The sequence below is a fragment of the Clostridium sp. 29_15 genome (assembly GCF_001916075.1).
GTDB classification, from domain to species: Bacteria; Bacillota; Clostridia; order Clostridiales; family Clostridiaceae; genus Clostridium; species Clostridium lentum.
Map to the genome: position 1 here is coordinate 91,315 of NZ_MNRT01000037.1, position 20,309 is coordinate 111,623.

Here is a 20,309-nt window from a genome sequence, read left to right on the forward strand (position 1 = left end):
ATATTACATATGTTGAAAAAAATAGAAAAGATTCTATTAAAAGATGATAATGAGTATATTTCTTCTGTTATAATAGAAGTGGTTAAAGAAAATTTAGATAGCAAATTAATATGCAAATATACGTTGTATATTTGCATATATTATTTATAGAACAATACATATTTATTGAAAGGAAAATAATAAATGAAAAAGATAATAGCTATTTTTACGGTTTTCATTATGATATCTGCAACAATGATATCATGCAAAAAAGATGAAAAAACTACAATTAACTTTTTAAATTGGGGAGAAAATATTGCAGAAGGGTTAATAGATGAGTTTGAAGAAAAATATAATATAAAAGTAAATGAAGTATTTGTTGATGATAATGAAGCAATGTATCAGGAACTTACTTCAGGTAAGACTCAATATGATGTGGCAGTACCAGGAGATTATATGGTGGAAAGACTGATTTCGGAAGGTAGATTAGAAGCGTTAGATAAACAAAATATTCCTAATTGGACTGAACTTTTATCAAGTAATTTAAATAAAAGCTTTGATCCAGGTAATGTTTATTCGCTTCCATATATGAATGGAACTATAGGAATAATATATAACACAGAACTAATTAGTGAAGATATAAATAGTTGGAGTGACATGTGGAATCCTAAATATAAAGATGAAATATTTGTTTTAGATTCTCAAAGAGATGCTATAGGTATGGCACTTAAATATTTAGGATATCCATTAAATAGCACTGATGAAGTAGAACTTTCAGCGGCTAAAGCTGCCTTAATTGAGCAAAAGAAATTAGGAACTATTTATGGGGCTGATAATGTTAAAGATTTAATGATATCTGGTGAGAGAGCTATTGCAATGATTTGGTCAGGAGAAGGACTTACTTTAGCAGATGAATATGATTATTTAAAATATATAGTACCAAAGGAAGGTGCTAATTTCTGGATAGATTCATTAGTAATTCCAAAAGGCACAAAAAATAAATCAGCAGCAGAAACATTTATTAACTTTTTATGTGAAAAAGACAGTGCGTATAGAGTTGCCGAGGAAATAGGTTATACTACTCCACATGAAGGTGCTATGATGGAGCAAGATGAGGAGGTAAGAAATAATCCAGGTGCATATATGCCAGAAGAAATTATGAATAGATGTGAAAGTTATAAGTATTTAAATGAAGAAGAATTATTAAAATACGAAAAAGTATGGTTGGAAGTGAAGAGCTAAAAATAGTAGTATAATGAATAAAGTTGGTATATAATAAATAATAAATGGTGCTTAGGAGGGTAAGCTGAATGGATAAGATAATTGATTTTAATGAACTTAAGAACAAAGTAAATGAAAAAGACATAGATAATTTCGAGTCTTATATATATAGCTTATACTATAAGATGGCTGAAGGTAAATTGACTATGGCTGAATTCACAAAAGAAATGACAGCATATATGGAAAATAACAATATTTCTCAAGATAAATTTTTAAAGATTCAAACTAAACTTATGGAGAGATATGGATTAGATACTAAAGGTTTTGAAGAGCAAATTAAATCACTAGGTTTAGATAAATTAACTAATAATTCGCTAGATTATGAACAAGCTAGGAAGACCATGAGTTTTCAGGAGAAATATAAAGATAGAATTAAGGTAAAGCCAACTACTGAATATTACATCAAAAATGATAAAAATAATGTAATTATCTTATTAGATGATCATAATGTAATAATAAGAAGCAAAGATAAAGTTGACTTAGTTGATACTGAATTAAATGAATTTTTATGTTCATATAGGAAGACTTTAAATGATGATAAATTAAAAGTTATTATTTGTGATTATAGCAAAGCATATGATTACTAAAATTTAGAAAGAAATTTCTATTTATTTTAGCTTAATATAATGTATAATAAATAGAGTGTGAATTTATGTTTCGCACTCTATTTTTACGCTTAGGAGGAATAAGATGAGTGTACTAACAGTAAAGAATATCAGCCATGGTTTTGGCGATAGAGCTATATTTGAAGATGTATCATTTAGATTACTTAAAGGTGAGCACGTAGGATTAATAGGTGCTAACGGTGAAGGTAAATCTACTTTTATGAATATAATTACAGGAAAGCTTATGCCTGATGAAGGAAAAGTAATTTGGAGCAATAGAGTTAGAGTTGGCTACATGGATCAACATGCTGAACTTGAAAAAGGATTAACTATAAGAGAAGTACTAAGAAGTGCATTTAAATACCTATTTGATATGGAAGCAGAAATGAATGAGCTTTATGGAAGAATGGGAGAAATGACTGATGATGAAATGAATAAGGCCCTTGAAAGAACAGCGGTTATTCAAGATATGCTAGATAACAATGGGTTTTATGTAATAGATGCAAAAGCAGAAGAAGTAGCAAAAGGTCTTGGACTTTTAGATGTAGGTTTAGATAGAGATGTTACTGAGCTTAGTGGAGGACAAAGAACTAAGGTACTACTGGCAAAATTATTACTAGAAACACCAGATATATTATTACTTGATGAGCCTACTAACTATCTTGATGAAGAACATATAGAGTGGTTAAAGAGATTCTTACAAAATTATGAAAATGCTTTTATATTAATATCCCATGATATTCCATTCTTAAATTCAGTAATTAATTTAATATATCATGTGGAAAATAGACAGCTTACAAGATATGTAGGTGATTACTATGAATTCCAAAGAATATATGAAGCAAATAAGGCACAGTTACAAGCTGCTTATGAAAGACAACAAGCTGAAGTAGCTAAGCTACAAGATTTTGTTGCAAGAAATAAAGCAAGAGTTGCTACAAGTGGTATGGCTAAGGCTAGACAAAAGAAGCTTGATAAGATGGAAATGATTGAGCTGGCAGCTGAAAAACCGAAGCCAGAGTTTAACTTTAAACAAGGAAGAACTTCAGGTAAGGTTATATTTGAAACTAAGGATCTTGTTATAGGATACAATGAGCCATTAACAAAACCATTAAATATTTCAATGGAAAGAGGACAAAAGGTTGCTCTTGTGGGAGCAAATGGTTTAGGAAAGACGACTCTTTTAAAGAGCTTAATGGGCAAAATACCTGCACTTAGTGGAGAGGTTCATTTAGGAGATTATCAGCAAATAGGTTATTTTGAACAAGAAATAAAAGAAGCAAACTATAATACTTGTATTGAAGAAGTTTGGGAGCAATTCCCGTCTAAGACTCAATATGAAATAAGATCTGCTTTAGCAAAATGTGGTTTAACAACTAAGCATATTGAAAGTAAAGTTTGCGTATTAAGTGGGGGAGAACAAGCAAAGGTAAGATTATGTAAGCTTATTAATGAAGAAACAAATATCTTAATCTTAGACGAACCTACTAATCACTTAGATGTTGAAGCTAAGGATGAACTTAAGAAAGCCATTAGAGAATACAAAGGATCAGTTCTTCTAGTATGTCACGAACCTGAATTCTACAGAGACGTAGTTACTGATATTTGGAACTGTGAAGAGTGGACAACTAAAGTAGTTTAGTGGTTAAGTTAGAGATAGAGTTAATTATGAATTATCAGTGATGAATGCTTAGGAAAATTAAAAATTAAAAATGAAAAATTAATTTGATTGGTTGAATTTTAGTGCATTAATATGAAGTGATAAGTAGCATGAGAAATATAACTTTATAGTTAATAAATAAGAAATAGAAGTTAATAGTTAATGAAGAAACTCCTTTAGGGGAGTTTCTTTTTGTTTATAGTGAAAAGAATGAGTCAGATAAACTGTTATTGAAATTATTAGAATATATGGTAAAATTATATATAAAAAAGGGATTTTGTTTAATGAAAAATAAAGATGAAGATAGTAAAATTTTTTTTTTAATATTACAAAATTAAAAACTGATAAAGATTATTTTATTTTGCTTGTTTTATTTTTACTTGTTATTTATGGAGTTCTTATTATGAGCATAGGCTTTTATGGATTTGATTTAAGTGAAACTAGAACATTGAAAAATTTAAGTATAATGATTATTGATACTTATTTTCTATTAAATGTTTTATTTTGTAAGAAAAATTTTAAAAAATAATAAAGGAATTATAGGAATTAGAAAGATAATATTATATTTAATTTTATCAGGAACAATTACAGTTGGATTTTTATCGTCAGTATCATGACATATAATTTATGCAACAACATAGGAAGCTACAGTTACTGATGTATTAAAAAATATGCTATTTTGTGTGGAATTGCGATAAAGGACTATCTAAAATTTAATGATGTTTCATCAAGGTACATTAACTACAAAATTTTAAAATAATTGTACAAATGGTTGTTAATAGTAAACTGAATGTATTATTTGTGAGGATCTGTGCATAGAATAGTTTGTTTGTTTTACATGTGATAAAGTGGTATGGAGGTATTTATGAATAAGATAAAATTAGTATGTACAATAAGTATAATAACCATAATTGGTGGTACTCTGTTTGGTTGTAATAATCAAAGTTCAAAGCAAACAGTAAATGATACAAGTAACAGTATGATTAGTGATTCTGATAGTAGTAAACTACAACAAATAGTAGATGATACTAAAGCAAATGAAGATATTAAAACAACAGATATACCGGATGTAGTAAGTAAAGTAGAAGGAAGGAGAAACGAGTATATAGAGAGATTAGATAACATACAAAAAAAGCTTGATGAATTACCAGAAAAGAAGAATGCCGATGAAGGTATTACAAATGCTATGAAGAGTTATTATGGAAAAGCTTATGAAATGTATGATAAAGAACTCAATGATATTTATGCTTTGCTAAAAGAGGAGTTATCTCCAGAGATAATGAATGATTTAGAAATTAAACAGCTTAAATGGATAGAGGAGAAAGAGGGAAAAGCTAGGGAAGAAGAAGCAAAGTTCAAAGGAGGAACTTTTGAGCCTGTTGCAGGATATATAGTTTTGTATGAAGCAACTAAGGAAAAATGTTATGAATTAGTAAATCAGTATATGACAGATTAATTAAAATAAAAGTTAGTACATTTTAGTGCTAGCTTTTTATATACTTTAAATTTACATAAGAGTCATTACAGTATAAAATAGATAGGGAAAATATCACAATAACAAATAGAGGATGGACAAAACTTATTGGACCAATTATGCTTATTGGAACTTTAGGGTATGTAATAGGAACTTATTTTGGGATAATTGTAGGTGGCTTATTAGGAGCATAGTAATGAATAAAGCATTCATATACACATGGTTAGATATTTAAAGATGTGTAATATGGGGCTTATTATTTTTGGCTTTATAATGAAATATAGATAGAAGATTTTTATAGGGAGGAATTAAAAAGTGAAAGAAAATAAATTAATTATGAAGCTATTAAAATAGATTGGAAATGGTAATAAGCTGCCTATACATGAAAAGTGGAGGTGGTTTTTTATGTTTAAGATAAAAGTAAAGCTTTAGAATGTATATTTAAAGACAAAGTATTGATAAAAAAATATCAAGAAATAATAGAAAATGTGATAAAAAACAGAATAAGTGCTAAAAAAATACTAAAAGTGTGATAAAAATCACGGTAATAAGTGGTAATGTAAGTTATTATATTAACAAGAGATAGTTATAAAAATAACAAATGATGATGGAGGAAATTTAATGTTTAAGGAAGAGTTTAACAAAGTTGCAGGTGCAGCTAGTGCAAAAAATCAATTATTAAAAAATAATAAGCTAGGATATTTTATTTCATCTATGTTAGCAGGAATCTATGTAGGTATGGCCATAATGCTTATTTTTACAATTGGAGGATTACTTACAGCAGCAGGATCAGCAGCCACTAAGATCATAATGGGTATTTCTTTTGGAGGAGCTTTAAGCTTAGTTGTTTTTGCTGGCTCTGAATTATTTACTGGTAATAATTTTATCATGACAGTTGGATCATTAAATAAAGCTGTATCATGGATAGATACTATAAAAGTGTGGGTAGCAGCTTTTATTGGTAATTTAGCAGGATCAATACTTGCAGGATATATGTTCTATTTAACAGGGCTTGCTAAAGGATCAGTTGGAGAATTTATTGCAAATACGGCAGCTACCAAGATGAGTTTGCCAGCTAGTGAATTATTCTTTAGAGGGGTATTTTGTAATATACTAGTTTGTTTAGCAGTATGGTGTACTTTTAGATGTAAAGATGATATATCAAAATTAGTAATGATATTCTGGTGCCTATTTATCTTTATAACATGTGGTTTTGAACATAGTGTTGCTAATATGACATTACTTACTATAGCACTTTTAGCTCCAGGAACAGCAGCAGTAAGCATATCTGGATATATTTATAATATAGGAATGGTTACTTTAGGTAATATGGTTGGAGGAATACTATTTGTAGCAATTCCATATTACTTAATATCAAAAAAATCACAATAAGATAATTAATAAGAGCTCTAATTTAGTTTGCTAAATTAGAGTTTTTTTTATTAAAATGTATAAGAAAATAATATGATAATATAGATATGTTATTGTATATTATAGATAGAAGAAAGGTTGGAATTGAAATGATAAAACCAATTATGAAAGATGTATTATTTTTAGCACAGAAATCAGAAGAAGCCACTAAGGATGATCTATATATTGTTGATGATTTGATAGATACATTAAGAGCTAATTTAGATGATTGTGTAGGTATGGCTGCAAATATGATAGGTGTTAAGAAACGTATTATAGTATTTTCAGTAGGAGAGATGATAGTTCCAATGATTAATCCTATAATAACAGATAAAAAAATTCTTATGAAACGGAAGAATGTTGTTTGTCACTAACTGGATTTAGAAAGACTAATAGATATGAAAGTATAGAAGTTGAGTACTTTGATAAAGAGTTTAAAAAACAAAAAGGAAAATTTACAGGATTTGTAGCTCAGATTATCCAGCATGAAATTGATCATTGTAATGGAATAATAATTTAATAAATAATTATTTAATAGTAATGAAGCACTTTTAATGCTTCATTTTTTCTTCAATAAAAAAATAAAAAACAGTGTTATGATGAAAAATAGAATAAATCTGAGAAAAATGGAAAAAAATGATTGACGAAACTTAGTGTAAATGATAACATAAAAATGTTAAAGAAAGGTTGTGTGTTAATGTGAAGCTATATATTAAAAAAATATTTTGTTTTTTATTAGGATGTTTTATTATTCAAATAGGATGTGCTGCTTTTATAAATGCAAATACAGGGGGAGATTCTTGTGTAGTATTTATTCAAGGAATAAGTAAGGCATTAAATATTACTGTTGGTTCTGCAAATTACATATTTATGTTTTGTGCTTTAGTACTATTATTAATTTTTGCAAGGAATAAAATAAGTTTAGGAACTTTTTTAGCTACACTTGCTGCAGGAATGTTTTTAGATATAGCCAATGAAGCTATACAAAAGTTATCTATTGAATCAATGCCTTTTGTGGTACGTATACTTGTAGTTGCTATAAGTTGTGTAGTTATTTCTATTGGTTTTTCAATTCAAAAAACTGCTAATTTAGGAGTGGCGCCACATGATGAAATTCCATTTGTAATTTCAGAATCATTTAAAATTCAATATAGATGGATTAGAATTTGTTTAGATTTAACATATGTAGTTGCTGGATACTTATTAGGTGGAGTTTTTGGTTTAGGAACAATTGTAGCAACATTACTTTTAGGACCTACAATTCAATTTTTCTTACCTATAGTTGAAAGACCAGTAAAGAAGTTTTTAGGTACTAGTACAGCAATAGTTTAGTTATATAAAATATTAAAGCATTAATAAAGAGAATGCTTTTTTGGACAAGACTTTAATGATTTAATATACATATAAAAAGAGGTAGGAATTTTCCTAACTCTTTTTATTTAGTAAGGACTTAATCCTTATTAGCAGCTGTGTTGCTAGCACAATTATAGGCACAAGAAAGCATGTTCACAGGTGATTCATATGGCTTTAACCATTCTTTTTTTACAGCTAATGCTGTAAGAGATGTATGACCTTCTACCATTTGACCTATAGCAGCAGAGTAAATAGCTCTAAGTTCAGGAGTGGTACTTGTTAAAGCAGAAGTAAGATAAAGCATTGCTCCATCTTTTGCTGCTGTCATCATACTTTCAGATATTACCTTATCATCAATATTTACATTGTCTTTAATCAAATCTCCAATTACTTTTAGCATTTTACTATTCCTCCTTATTAGTTAAAATGTTATTTTCATTAATGAATTGAATTAATCCATTTATTCTTCCTTCTGCAGCTAGAATGCTTGATTTTGACTGTCTCTTTAAATCTTCATCTGTAATTACAGTGTTTAAAGCTCTTTGCATTTTAAGGCCGTCGCTTTCAGCTTTTAATATAGCTGTTAAAGATAAAATTTCAACTTGTGAAAGTTGCTTCATATTGATATCACTCCTAATAAAATTTTTAAAAATTAAAAAACATATATCTTAGGATGTGTCATAAGCTTTAAATTATCCTAGGAATTTTATGCAATAAAAATAAAATAAAATTATATTGACTTATTCCGACAAAAAAGTATATAATGTCTTCAAGAAAACTAGTCCTTTAAATTTAGTCCAGAGAGACTAATAAGGTCGAAAGAATACGGCAGATAAAATAATTAGATAGAATTAAAGAATAGCGTGATATATGCAAAATATGAAAGTATTTTACGTGCTTAATATGAATATCTAATTATATGTGTAAACGACCTTTCTATATTTTTAGAAGGGTCGTTTTTTGCACATAAGTACTGGTTTTCCTAAATATACAATTTAGGAGGATTAAAAATGGAAGAAAAATTAATAATGGAAGAAAGAATAGATGATCATGATTATGCTTTAGAACATGTTCATCAGAAAGATAAAAAGGGATTCTTTTCAATGTTTGTAGTAATGCTTGGTTTTACATTCTTCTCAGCAAGTATGCTGACAGGAGGAAACTTAGGGACAGGCTTACCTTTAAAAGATTTCTTTATAGCAGTAGTTATAGGTAATTTAATATTGGCATGTTACACAGGAGCACTGGCATATATAGGGGCAGATACAGGACTTTCAATGCATTTGCTTGCTAGATATTCTTTTGGAGAAAAGGGATCATATGTAGCATCATTTATAACTAGTATAACTCAAATAGGTTGGTTTGGAGTAGGTATAGCAATGTTTGCAATACCAGTGGCAAATAGATTTAATATAAATTTATATCTTTTAGTAGCAATTACAGGTATATTAATGACGGCAACAGCTTACTTTGGAATGAAGTCACTAACAATATTAAGTGCTATAGCTGTTCCAGCAATAGCAGTATTAGGTAGTACATCAGTAGCAATGGCAACAAGTTCAGTAGGTGGAGTTCAAGGATTAATGAACATAGAACCAACTACTAAAATGGCATTAGTAACGGCGGTAACTTTATGTGTAGGTTCATTTATAAGTGGAGGAACAGCAACACCAGACTTTGCTAGATTCTCAAAAAATAAAAAAGTTGCAGTATCAACTACAGTTGTAGCATTCTTTATAGGAAATTCATTGATGTTCTTATTTGGAGCTGTAGGAGCAATGGTTACAGGAAATTCTGATATAGCAGATGTAATGTTCTCTCAAGGATTAGTAATACCTGCAATATTGGTTTTAGGATTAAATATATGGACAACTAATGATAATGCTTTATATACATCAGCATTAGGACTTTCAAATATAACAAAGCTTCCTAAAAAGAAATTAGTAATAGCATGTGGATTAATTGGAACAGTAGGCTCAATATGGCTAAATAATAATTTTACAGCATTCTTAACTTTTCTAAATTCAATGCTTCCTCCAGTAGGTGGAATAATAATAGCAGATTACTTCTTTGTAAAGAAAAGAAAATATGATACTATGGATAATACAAAATTTAAAAATATAAATTGGATTGCAATAGTAGCATTTTTAGTAGGATTTATAGTGGCTAATGTTGTGTCGGTAGGAGTTATAGCATTAAATGCAATAGTAACAACAATTTTAGTTTATGTAATAGGAACAAAAATAACTAACAGATAAGGTGATAATATTATGTTAATTAAGAAAGTAAGACTTTTAGATAGAGATGGATTATTTGATATAAGAATAACAGATGGAAAATTTGAAGCAATAGCTGAAGAAATTCAAGCTAAGGAAGGTGAAGAAATTATAGAAGGAAATGGAGCATTAGCTTCAGCTCCTTTTATAGAACCACATATTCATTTAGATACTACATTAACAGCTGGAGAGCCAGAGTGGAATAAAAGTGGTACGCTTTTTGAAGGAATTGAAAGATGGTCTCAAAGAAAAGAGTTTTTAACAAAAGAAGATGTTAAAAATAGAGCTAAAAAAGCTATTGAATGGCAAGTTGCAAATGGAATTCAATTTATTAGAACTCATGTGGATGTGACTGATGAGAGTTTAGTTGCATTAAAAGCAATGGTAGAAGTAAGAGAAGAAGTTAAGGATTATGTTACTTTACAAATAGTTGCTTTCCCACAAGAAGGAATTCTTTCATATCCTAATGGGTTAGAATTAGTTGAAGAGGCTATAAAATTAGGAGCAGATGTTATTGGAGCTATACCACACTTTGAGTTTACAAGAGAATATGGGGTAGAATCTATAAATAAGATTTTTGAATTAGCTAAAAAGTATGATGTATTAGTGGATGTTCATTGTGATGAAATAGATGATGAGCAATCAAGATTTTTAGAAGTTGTAGCAACAAGAGCTTTAGAAAGTGGTTTAAAGAATAAAGTAACAGCAAGCCATACTACTGCTATGGGTTCATATAACAATGCATATACATATAAACTTTTTAGATTATTAAAGATGTCAGGAATAAACTTTGTGTCTAATCCTTTAGTAAATACACATTTACAAGGAAGATTTGATACATATCCAAAGAGAAGAGGAATAACAAGAGTTAAAGAATTAAATGAAGCAGGAATTAATGTATGCTTTGGTCATGATGATATATTTGATCCATGGTATCCAATGGGAACAGGAAATATGTTAGAAGTAGTTCATTTTGGTTTACATGTATGTCAGATGATGGGTTATGATGATATAAATGAATCATTAAAATTTATCTCAACTAATAGTGCAAGAACATTAAATATAGAAGATAAATATGGAATTGAAATAGGCAAGCCAGGGAATTTAATATTACTAAATGCTGAAAGCGGATATGATGCCGTTAGAAGAAGAGCGGAAGTCTTATATTCTATAAGAGAAGGAAGAGTAATTGCTAAAACTATACCAAGCAAGTCCTATATAAATATGAATGAAGAAAAAGAAGTGACATTTAAAAGATAGTGGAGAATGTTTTTAAAAAGAGTTAGTGCTCATAGCTAGCTCTTTTTTGCTAGAGGAAAATTACCAGATGGCTGATGGAAGAGCAAGGTAAGTAATAGAATTAAATTTTTTATAGCATAATATAAAAAACTTATATGGAGCAAAAATATGATAAGTAGAGAAGAATATGTCATGCAGTCACTGGAACTACATCTTTTTTGGGGAAGGATAATGAAAGAGCACTTATTGTTTTTAGAAGCTGAAAAGAAAACAAAGTATTATACAGGCTTAGAGATTAATTGCAAGATAACTTTAATGGAAAGTCATCTTCAATGTAAAAATAAGAAAATAGCTGATGTGAAGACTTCAGATTGTGTAAAGAATTTAAATTGCAGGGCTATAAAGATGCTAGACAAGTTAATATGCTTTAAAGAGAAGGTTTTAGAAGAAGTGATTAGCTGTAAGCTATTTACTTCTAATTACCCTATGAGGCTTGAACATATAATAGAAGAGGCTAAAAAGTACCAGCAGAATATAAAAGATCTTGAAAATAATATTGATATAGAGCAATATAAAATTAAAAAAGTAGAGAGATTTTGGAATGAAATCTTCATGGAGCATGCCATGTTTATTAGAGGGATGCTTGATCCAAGTGAAGAAAAGCTCATAAATTCTGCTGATAAGTTTGCTAAGAAATTTAAAGAGTTAATGAAAAAAACATCTGATATTAATGAAGCTACCAGTACCACTATTGTAAGTGATACATTGATTGAGACAGCCAAATTAATTTATATAAAGTGGGTTGAGAGTGTTTGATGAAAAAGCAAATTTAGTATATGTACTAGCTATAATTGGAAAAAAGAATATTTTTGAAAAGAGGTTTTTTATGATAATTAGAAAAGCAAATGATAGTGATATATTAAAAATTAGTACACTGTATATTGAAAATTGGAGAAAAACATATAGTGGAATACTTTCTCAAAATTATTTAGATAATTTAACAGTTGAAAATATAAGTAAAAAATGGTCAGAATATTTATGTATAAGAGGACAGCAAATATTTGTTGCCTATGAAGAACATGACTTTTTAGGCTTTGTTGCATCTAAGGTAGATGATACTGAAGTGAAATGTTGGTATTTAGATTCTTTACATGTAGCAGAAGTTGCTAGAGGAAAAGGTGTTGGTACAAGTTTAATAAATACTGTAGGAAAATATGCCTTAGATGCTGGATATAAAAATATGAGTATATGTATTGTTAAAGGAAATGATAGGGCTAAAACTCTATATGAAAAACTTGGAGCAATGCATTACAAAGATTTTATAGATAATTTTGATGGTATAAAATCAAATTCTGAAAAATTAATGTGGAATGATTTAGGTATTTTTGCTGTATAGATAGTAAATCTAAGAGGGGATTTTTATTGCTTTTAATAAAAAGATGTACTAGTTTTAGTTGAAAATTTGTTAAGAAAATATATGATTAATGTAAAAAATGAAGATAAGTGGAGGTACATAGTGGATAAAAGAAAGTGTAAACAATGTGGAGAGGAATTTACACTGACAGATTCAGAAATAAAATTTTATAATGATAAGGGTATTAATCTGCCAAAGAGATGTAGTGAATGTAGAAAGAAAAATAACAATATAAATAATAATGAAAAAGAGAGTATAAAAGAGACTAATATCCAAAGGATTAACAGTAAGAATAAAAGTAAAAAATTTAGAAATATTATTATAGTGGCAGTAGTACTTCTTTTATCATTTATAGGTAAGGTATTTAATATAAATTTTGATGCCTTAAACATAGGAAGTGTGCTACAAAGCCAAAAAGCAGATGGTGTTTTAGAATTCCGTAATGATAATTTATGGGAGGAGCATTTCTTAAAGCATGGTGGTGAATTTGGTTATACAACAAAAGAAGATTATTTAGAGGGGGCTAATGAAGTAGTAACTTCAGCTTCTTCTAAACATAAGCAGGAAGCAGAAGACGGAGATGATATATATTATGATGCAGAGAATAATGAAATTGTCTTTGTATCAAAAGATGGATATATAAGAACATATTTTAAGCCATCTGATGGAATTGAATATTATAATAGACAATAGAAATAAAGAGGTGGAATTTTAGCTTAAGGGGAAAGTTTAATATGAGGGTAAATCTTGTAAAAGATAATATATTAAAAGCATTGATATTTTTTGCCATACCAATTTTGATTTCTAATATATTTTAGTTATAATATTTGATATTCTTATTATTATCATATTTTGAAATATATAACATAAAAACTAGCTATCTGTGATAGCTAGTTTGTTTTATTTACAATTTGGATTTTTATGAGAGAGATTCTCTTGTACGTGCATTAGTGTTTCACCAAATCTTTGATAATGAACTACTTCTCTTTCTCTTAAGAATCCCAGAATTTTTTTGATTTCGTAATCATCTGTTAAATTTAAAAGCCATTCATATGTTGCTCGAGCTTTTTGTTCTGCAGCTAAATTTTCATGTAAATCAGCTATTACATCACCTTTAGATTGAAAAAAGGTAGCACTCCAAGGATTACCTGTAGCATCTGTAGGATACACACCTTTACCATGATCTGCATAATGGCCAGCAAGACCTGCTTTTTTTATTTCATCTATTGTAGAGTTTTCCATTATTTGATGAACCATTGTGGCAATTATTTCAACGTGGGCCATTTCTTCTGTGCCAATATCATTTAGCATACCTTTAGATTTATTGGTAGGCATAGAAAATCTTTGGCTTAAATATCTTAGAGCTGCTGATAGCTCCCCATCAGGGCCACCAAATTGAGTAATAAGAAGTTTTGCCATACTTAAATCTGAACATTTTAAATTAACAGGATATTGAAGAGTTTTTACATAGCACCACATATATTATTCACCATCCTTACATTTTTCCCATGGCCAAGGGGTATCTATCCAAGCTTTAGGATTTTGCATATAAGCTAATCCGAAATTAATTAAAGGACCATATTGTTGTTCGTATTCATAAATTGCTTTTTTTAATTTTGAAGACATTATTTCATAATCTTCAGTGGATTTTTCGCAACATGGGAAACTGTCAGTATAAAGATTTAAATCAACACAATAAAATAACATTTTTCTAATATTATTTAATAAATCTTCTCTATCCATCATTTAACCCCCTTAACATATTTTACATCGCAATAAGGGCTATAAAGATCTTTAAAAATAGTGCCAGCATAAAAAGCATCACTTAAATTAAATAAATGTTCATAAGGCTGTAAAGTAATATAAGGTTTTGCATATATATTGGGAGCAAATACTTTATAAGATTCATAACAATTTACTTTTGGATTACAGGCTGTGTTACAAGAAGCATCACAAGGATCATTCATACAATCATTACATTTTATACAATCGTCTTTTCTATAAAAGTACATGATATATATCCTTTCATTAATAAATATTGTACAAGATAATATTATGCAATAAAAAGAGAAAAAGTGTTAAAAAATAAAAAGTAGATAAATAAATGTCGATATAATAAGAGTGTTTTTAGTTATGGGAAAATAATGAAATATAAACTTTCCCTTTAAGAAAGAATCTTTAGGATAGTTATAGAAATAAGAATAATAAAGTATTAAAATAGTAATATAATTTTATTTAGAAAGAGAGGGCATAAGGTGTATAAAGATAAAATTGAAGAATATTTCAATATCCATAAGGATGAAATGATTAATGATATATTTAAGCTTATAAAAATAAGGAGTGATAAAGGTGAAGCTAAAGATGGGATGCCTTTTGGTGAAGGACCTGCTAAGGTTTTAGAAGAAGCATTAAGTATGGCAGCTTCTATGGGATTTGTCACTAAAAATTATGAAAATTATGTAGGAGCAGTAGACTTTAATGAAAAAGAAAAGGCATTAGATATTTTAGCACACTTAGATGTAGTACCAGTAAGTGATGAATGGACAGTAACAAAGCCTTTTGAACCTATAATAAAGGATGGAAGGCTTTATGGAAGAGGTGCTTCTGATGATAAGGGGCCTGCGGTAACAGCCTTATATGCTATGAAGGCAGTAAAGGATTTAAATATTCATTTAAATAAGAATGTGAGGCTTATTCTTGGAACTGATGAAGAGTGTGGAAGTTCAGATATAAAGTATTATTATGATAGAGAAGAAGAAGCACCTATGACTTTTTCTCCAGATGCAGATTTTCCGCTTATAAATGTTGAAAAGGGAAGTTTTAAGCCAAAATTTATAGCAGAATTTGAAGAAGATAAAAAGCTTCCAAGAATAGTTTCTATAAATTCAGGAGTAAAGGTGAATGTTATTCCAGACAGAGCTTCTGCAGTGATAGAAGGTATAAGTTACAATGAGCTTTTAGGCTATTGTGAAAGAAAATTTTTACCTTTAGGTATAACATATAAAATTACAGAAGAAGATAATAAATGTGTAATTAATATAAGAGGTACAGGAGCACATGCAGCTTATCCTGAAAGTGGTAATAATGCACTTACTGCTATGCTTGAATTATTATGTGAAATACCTTTTGCAGAAAGTGAAGGATTTAAAAGATTATGTGCTGTAAATAAATTATTTCCACATGGAGATTATAAAGGTAAAGCCTTAGGCGTTAATATGAGTGATGAAGTATCAGGAGAACTTACTTTATCATTTACTATCTTTGAATATAATATGACTTCCTTAAAAGGAACTTTTGATTGTAGAGCACCACTTTGTGCTACTAATAAAAATTTAAGAGATGTTGTGGCAAAAAAATTAAATGATAATGGTATCATTTTAGAGCCATGTGAAGTTTTACCAGGACATCATGTTGATGAAAATTCAGAATTTGTTCAAACACTCTTAAGATGTTATGAAAAATATAGCGGTCAAAAGGGAGAGTGTCTTGCCATTGGAGGAGGAACATATGTCCATAATTTAAAAAATGGTGTGGCATTTGGATGCACAATGCCAGGAACTGATAATAATATGCATGGTGATGATGAATTTGCCGTAGTAGATGAATTGATTTTAAGTGCTAAGATATTTACTGAAGCAATAATTCAACTTTGCAGCTAGAATATAGTTAAGGAGAGATTGATTATGAAAGCATATGAAAGATTGTTAAAATACGTTAAGGTTTATACTGTGTCTGATCCAAAATCTCAAACTGTGCCATCAACAATGAGACAATTTGATTTAGCACATATGTTGGTGGAAGAAATGAAAGAATTAGGATTAAAAGACGTAAGAGTTGATGATAAGTGCTATGTATATGGATATATTCCAGCAACTGAAGGATATGAAGATAGAAAAGCAATAGGGCTTATAGCACACCTTGATACTGCACCAGCGGCTCCAGGAGAAAATGTAAATCCACAAATAGTAGAAAATTATAACGGTGAAGATATTACTTTATTAAATGGCACTGTTATATCAGTTAGTAAATTTCCGCATTTAAAAGAATTAAAGGGAAGAACACTTATAACAACAGATGGAAATACACTTTTAGGGGCAGATGATAAGGCTGGTATAGCAGAAATACTTACAGCTTGTGAAAGAATACTTAATGAAAATATACCTCATGGAAAGATATGTGTAGGCTTTACACCAGATGAGGAAGTTGGTAGAGGTGCTGCTCATTTTGATGTGAAGAACTTTGGAGCAGACTTTGCTTATACAATAGATGGAGGTATGGAAGGTGAGATTTCTTATGAGAACTTTAATGCTTCGGTAGCAGAAATAGAAATACATGGTGTTTCTGTGCATCCTGGAAGTGCAAAAAATACCATGATTAATGCAGTAAACGTAGGTATAGAGTTAAATGGAATGCTTCCATCATGTGAAAAACCTGAACATACTGAAGGTTATGAAGGATTCTATTATTTGGAGAGTTTTAATGGTAATACTGATTATGCTAAAATGAGCTATATTTTAAGAGATCATGATAATAGCAAGCTAGAAGCCAAAAAAGCAACATTATTATTAGCTGAAAAGTTAATCAATGAAAAATATGGAGAAGGCACAGTAAAAATTACTATATCAGATCAATATAAGAATATGGCAGAACATGTTAAGCCATGTATGCATTTAATAGATAATGCTATAGCTGCTATGAAGACTTTAAATGTAACGCCAATAATTGAGCCAATAAGAGGTGGTACTGATGGAGCTACATTAAGCTATATGGGATTACCTTGTCCTAACTTAGGTACAGGTGGATTTGCTTATCATGGTGAGTATGAACATATAACTGTTGAAGGCATGGATATATGTACAGATATAATAGTAGAAATCTTAAAAAATTACGCTAAATAGTTATGAATTAAGCCAAATTTAAATGGCTGCAGTAGAGGAAAGATTGCAGCCATTTTCAGGAGGCTTTTTTTATAAGAAATCTAAAGGTAAAGCAGGTGGGAGAATGAAGGTGGATTTTGCAAAATTAAAAGGAAAAGTCATTACCAAAGATGATTTTGCTTATGAAGAAGAAAGGCAAGGCTGGAATAGAGGAGTAGAAAAATATCCGTTAGCAATAGTTTTTTGTAAAAATGAGGATGAAATAATAGAGGCTATGGCCTTTGCAGCAAGAGAAAAATTACCTTTTAGGATAAGAAGCGGAAGACATCATTATGAGGGACTTTCCAATGGTAATGATATCTTAGTAATAGATATAAGCTTAATGAATAAAATATACATAAATGAAGAAGAAAGAACAGTTACCATAGAAGGTGGAGTAAGAAATAGAGAACTTTATGAAGCTGTTTGTGGTGCCGGCTATCCATTTCCAGGAGGAGGATGTCCAACAGTCGGGGTAGTTGGTTTTACCTTAGGTGGAGGTTGGGGATATTCTAGTAGGCTTTTAGGATTAGGGATTGATAGCCTTTTACAAGTGGAGCTCATTAATTATAAAGGAGAAAAAATATTATCTGATAAAAAGGTTAATAGTGATTTGTTCTGGGCACTTAGAGGATGTGGTGGAGGGAATTTTGGTATTGTTACTGCTATGAAATTTAAACTTCCTCATAAAATTAATAAGGCTACCTTGATAAATATAGATTATCCTAATTTAACTATTGATGAAAAGGTTCTAATATTTAAGCTTTGGCAAAAGGAATTTAAGAGCTTAGATATAAGGCTTAATTTAAAAACTGCCATATATAATTCCATGCATAAAGGTACTGGGATAAAAATTACAGGGCTGTTTTATGGTAATGAAAAAGAGACTATGGAAGCTTTAAAACCATTTAAAGATATAGGAATAAATAGTGATTTTAATCTGGAATATATTACTGTTCTTGAAGCCAATAGAAAAATTCAAGATAGTCATCCAGAGTATGAAAAATATAAGTCATCTGGAAGATTTGTATATGATGATTATAGTGAAGAGGAAATAATTAAGATGGTGGATGTTATTTCAGATATACCTAAGTCAGCTGAATATGCAGCAGTGTCTTTTTATGGGCTAGGAGGAGTAATAAAAGAAATACCTAAAGAGAATACTAGTTTTTACTATAGAGATGCTGAAGCAATAATGGGCTTCCAAGTATTATGGGAAGAGCAAAAGTATGCTCCAGAAAATAAAAAATGGATGTTGGAAAAGTTTAGGCTATTAAAGACGATGACTAAAGGTTCATTTATTAATTTCCCTTTAAAGGAATTAGATAGTTATGAAGATGAATATTATGGTCCGTTTAAAGAAAAATTAAGAAAAATCAAAGAGAAATATGATCCATATAACTTTTTTGATTTTGAACAGTCCATAAGGTTATAAAAAGAAAAGGGGATAAAAGTTCTTAATGAATTTTATCCCTGGTTTTTATGAAAAAATTATTTGACAATGCATTCTTTATGACCACATGTGTCACATTTGTAATAATTTTTACCATATTGCTTATTATCATATGCATAATTGAAATCCTTCATTGTATCGCCACAAATTGGACAAATCAATGAAGCATTAGAGCTTTTTTTTTCAATTTTCATCTTTAATTACCTCTTTTTATTTTTATGTATAATATTTTAGTTGAAATGAACAGTAAAATAAATAAAAAAATTAGGTAATAAATGATATTTATAAAAATATAGATAGTTTTTACAAAAAGTAATACAATATTTTTAAAAGCAAAAAAGAAAGGGGTCAAAAATATGATTTTTGAAACAAATATAAGTGATTACTATAAAGTTGTACAGTCTAGTGATGAATGTTGCTATAAATACATATTAGGTAAGTTACAGGAAGCCAAAGAAATTTACATAATGGCTTTTGGCAAGGGTCAGAGAAATATTCAGCTTATGGATTCATTAAAGTCTTTAAAGGGGAAAATAACAGTAATATCTGATATTGATACTATAAAAGGTGAAAATATAAAAAGAATCAATAAAATAAATAGTAGCTTTAATTTAGATAAAAATAGTAAGATAATAATGACAGAAAGGGCTGCTTTTATAGGAGCTGAATCAGGAAATTTTAGTACAGGTTTTTTAACTATAGATAGTGATATAGTTGATGAATTAAGAGATAATTTATTTACGGAAGGAGATTCAGCATATAAAGGTTATGAGTTTACTAAGATAGAAATAATATTTATGAGCTATTACTCAAAGATTAATAGGATAATTGAAGATATAATAAGTGGGGCATTCAAAGAAGATGAAAAAGGAAATGGATTCTATAATAGCAATGATGCGTATATAAAAAGTGATGATATAAAATGGATTAATAAGACTATAGATGAATTTAATATCACTCTTGCTAATATAAAAGAAGGTGAATTAAAGAGAGCTTTAGAAGATACTTTTGATAAGGAAAATATAAGAGCTTTAAAGAATATATGTGTAGTTGATAGTGAGATGATGAAGCTTGCAAATTTAGGGTTAGATGATATTGAAAAAAGAAAAGAATTTTCTTTAAAAGCAGAAAAGGATATAACAGAATTATATGATAAGTTATCTATATTTAATGAGGAATTATATGGAGTAGTTGAACAAATGATAGATATAAAAACTAAACAATAATTATATATTTAAAAATATATTTT

22 protein-coding genes and 1 pseudogene are annotated in these 20,309 nt (G+C 29.1%); 17 read left to right on the forward strand and 6 right to left on the reverse strand.

From position 1 onward, the window contains the following. Positions 1-183 precede the first annotated feature (183 nt). The 8 genes and pseudogenes from BHW04_RS08920 to BHW04_RS08960 all read left to right on the forward strand — a co-directional run bounded on the left by BHW04_RS08920 (position 184) and on the right by BHW04_RS08960 (position 7,741). Positions 184-1,221, forward strand: a complete 1,038-nt coding sequence (locus tag BHW04_RS08920; RefSeq protein ID WP_022213128.1) for an ABC transporter substrate-binding protein — start codon at positions 184-186, stop codon at positions 1,219-1,221. Between the two features lie 68 nt (positions 1,222-1,289). Next, a complete protein-coding gene (locus BHW04_RS08925) occupies positions 1,290-1,847 on the forward strand; it encodes a DUF3867 domain-containing protein (RefSeq protein WP_302652819.1) in 558 nt (185 codons plus the stop codon). A 103-nt stretch (positions 1,848-1,950) separates the two neighbouring features. After that, positions 1,951-3,507: an ABC-F family ATP-binding cassette domain-containing protein gene (locus BHW04_RS08930; protein ID WP_302623244.1), complete on the forward strand. Its 1,557-nt coding sequence runs from the start codon at positions 1,951-1,953 to the stop codon at positions 3,505-3,507. 421 nt (positions 3,508-3,928) lie between these two features. Next, positions 3,929-4,054: a hypothetical protein gene (locus BHW04_RS08935; RefSeq protein WP_022213125.1), complete on the forward strand. Its 126-nt coding sequence runs from the start codon at positions 3,929-3,931 to the stop codon at positions 4,052-4,054. Between the two features lie 336 nt (positions 4,055-4,390). Continuing rightward, on the forward strand, positions 4,391-4,981 hold the full coding sequence (locus BHW04_RS08940; protein ID WP_186834548.1) for a lysozyme inhibitor LprI family protein: 591 nt from the start codon (positions 4,391-4,393) through the stop codon (positions 4,979-4,981). Positions 4,982-5,620: 639 nt separating this feature from the next. After that, a complete protein-coding gene (locus BHW04_RS08950) occupies positions 5,621-6,391 on the forward strand; it encodes a formate/nitrite transporter family protein (RefSeq protein WP_022167504.1) in 771 nt (256 codons plus the stop codon). Between the two features lie 128 nt (positions 6,392-6,519). Further along, a pseudogene (locus BHW04_RS08955) lies at positions 6,520-6,929 on the forward strand (peptide deformylase). A 179-nt stretch (positions 6,930-7,108) separates the two neighbouring features. Further along, entirely contained in the window at positions 7,109-7,741 is a 633-nt protein-coding gene (locus BHW04_RS08960) for a YczE/YyaS/YitT family protein (RefSeq protein WP_207722788.1), read from the forward strand. A gap of 118 nt (positions 7,742-7,859) precedes the next feature. Here BHW04_RS08960 and BHW04_RS08965 read toward each other — a convergent pair whose 3' ends face one another. Together BHW04_RS08965 and BHW04_RS08970 are read right to left on the reverse strand one after the other, a co-directional pair. After that, the gene (locus BHW04_RS08965) at positions 7,860-8,162 is read right to left on the reverse strand and encodes a spore coat protein (RefSeq protein ID WP_022213119.1); all 303 of its coding nucleotides are present in this window, start codon (positions 8,160-8,162) and stop codon (positions 7,860-7,862) included. Between the two features lie 4 nt (positions 8,163-8,166). Then, a complete protein-coding gene (locus tag BHW04_RS08970) occupies positions 8,167-8,382 on the reverse strand; it encodes a hypothetical protein (protein WP_302699402.1) in 216 nt (71 codons plus the stop codon). 390 nt (positions 8,383-8,772) lie between these two features. On the opposite strand from BHW04_RS08970, the gene codB reads away from it, so the two are divergent. The 5 genes from codB (at position 8,773) to BHW04_RS08995 (ending at position 13,384) form a co-directional block, all read left to right on the forward strand. After that, positions 8,773-10,020 (forward strand): cytosine permease, encoded by a 1,248-nt coding sequence (gene codB, locus BHW04_RS08975; RefSeq protein ID WP_022167509.1) that lies wholly within the window; start codon positions 8,773-8,775, stop codon positions 10,018-10,020. 12 nt (positions 10,021-10,032) lie between these two features. Next, positions 10,033-11,298: a cytosine deaminase gene (locus BHW04_RS08980; RefSeq protein WP_022213118.1), complete on the forward strand. Its 1,266-nt coding sequence runs from the start codon at positions 10,033-10,035 to the stop codon at positions 11,296-11,298. Positions 11,299-11,445: 147 nt separating this feature from the next. Beyond that, the gene (locus BHW04_RS08985; protein ID WP_302699403.1) at positions 11,446-12,093 is read left to right on the forward strand and encodes a DUF2935 domain-containing protein; all 648 of its coding nucleotides are present in this window, start codon (positions 11,446-11,448) and stop codon (positions 12,091-12,093) included. Next, positions 12,086-12,673: a GNAT family N-acetyltransferase gene (locus BHW04_RS08990; RefSeq protein WP_302699404.1), complete on the forward strand. Its 588-nt coding sequence runs from the start codon at positions 12,086-12,088 to the stop codon at positions 12,671-12,673. Before BHW04_RS08985 ends, BHW04_RS08990 begins: the two co-directional genes overlap by 8 nt. 120 nt (positions 12,674-12,793) lie before the next feature. Continuing rightward, complete coding sequence (locus tag BHW04_RS08995) at positions 12,794-13,384, forward strand: zinc-ribbon domain containing protein (RefSeq protein ID WP_441294423.1); 591 nt, start codon at positions 12,794-12,796, stop codon at positions 13,382-13,384. Between the two features lie 207 nt (positions 13,385-13,591). On the opposite strand, the gene BHW04_RS09000 is transcribed toward BHW04_RS08995, so the two are convergent. The 3 genes from BHW04_RS09000 to BHW04_RS09010 are packed head-to-tail and all read right to left on the reverse strand — an operon-like array spanning position 13,592 to position 14,703. Then, complete coding sequence (locus BHW04_RS09000) at positions 13,592-14,170, reverse strand: manganese catalase family protein (RefSeq protein ID WP_022213115.1); 579 nt, start codon at positions 14,168-14,170, stop codon at positions 13,592-13,594. 3 nt (positions 14,171-14,173) lie between these two features. Next, positions 14,174-14,434, reverse strand: coding sequence for a spore coat protein CotJB (locus tag BHW04_RS09005; RefSeq protein ID WP_022213114.1), 261 nt, complete (start codon positions 14,432-14,434; stop codon positions 14,174-14,176). Continuing rightward, positions 14,434-14,703, reverse strand: coding sequence for a spore coat associated protein CotJA (locus tag BHW04_RS09010; RefSeq protein WP_022213113.1), 270 nt, complete (start codon positions 14,701-14,703; stop codon positions 14,434-14,436). The genes BHW04_RS09005 and BHW04_RS09010 overlap by 1 nt, the downstream gene beginning before the upstream one ends. A 243-nt stretch (positions 14,704-14,946) precedes the next feature. Between BHW04_RS09010 and pepV the strand changes: the two genes are divergently transcribed. The 3 genes from pepV to BHW04_RS09025 all read left to right on the forward strand — a co-directional run bounded on the left by pepV (position 14,947) and on the right by BHW04_RS09025 (position 19,042). Then, positions 14,947-16,350, forward strand: a complete 1,404-nt coding sequence (pepV, locus tag BHW04_RS09015; protein ID WP_302699405.1) for a dipeptidase PepV — start codon at positions 14,947-14,949, stop codon at positions 16,348-16,350. Positions 16,351-16,374: 24 nt separating this feature from the next. After that, positions 16,375-17,589 (forward strand): peptidase T, encoded by a 1,215-nt coding sequence (gene pepT, locus BHW04_RS09020; RefSeq protein WP_302699406.1) that lies wholly within the window; start codon positions 16,375-16,377, stop codon positions 17,587-17,589. Positions 17,590-17,692: 103 nt separating this feature from the next. Then, positions 17,693-19,042 (forward strand): FAD-dependent oxidoreductase, encoded by a 1,350-nt coding sequence (locus tag BHW04_RS09025; RefSeq protein ID WP_302699414.1) that lies wholly within the window; start codon positions 17,693-17,695, stop codon positions 19,040-19,042. A gap of 56 nt (positions 19,043-19,098) precedes the next feature. On the opposite strand, the gene BHW04_RS09030 is transcribed toward BHW04_RS09025, so the two are convergent. Then, entirely contained in the window at positions 19,099-19,254 is a 156-nt protein-coding gene (locus BHW04_RS09030) for a hypothetical protein (protein WP_022213109.1), read from the reverse strand. Between the two features lie 162 nt (positions 19,255-19,416). Between BHW04_RS09030 and BHW04_RS09035 the strand changes: the two genes are divergently transcribed. Next, positions 19,417-20,286, forward strand: a complete 870-nt coding sequence (locus BHW04_RS09035; protein WP_302699407.1) for a hypothetical protein — start codon at positions 19,417-19,419, stop codon at positions 20,284-20,286. The last annotated feature ends 23 nt before the right edge of the window (positions 20,287-20,309 follow it).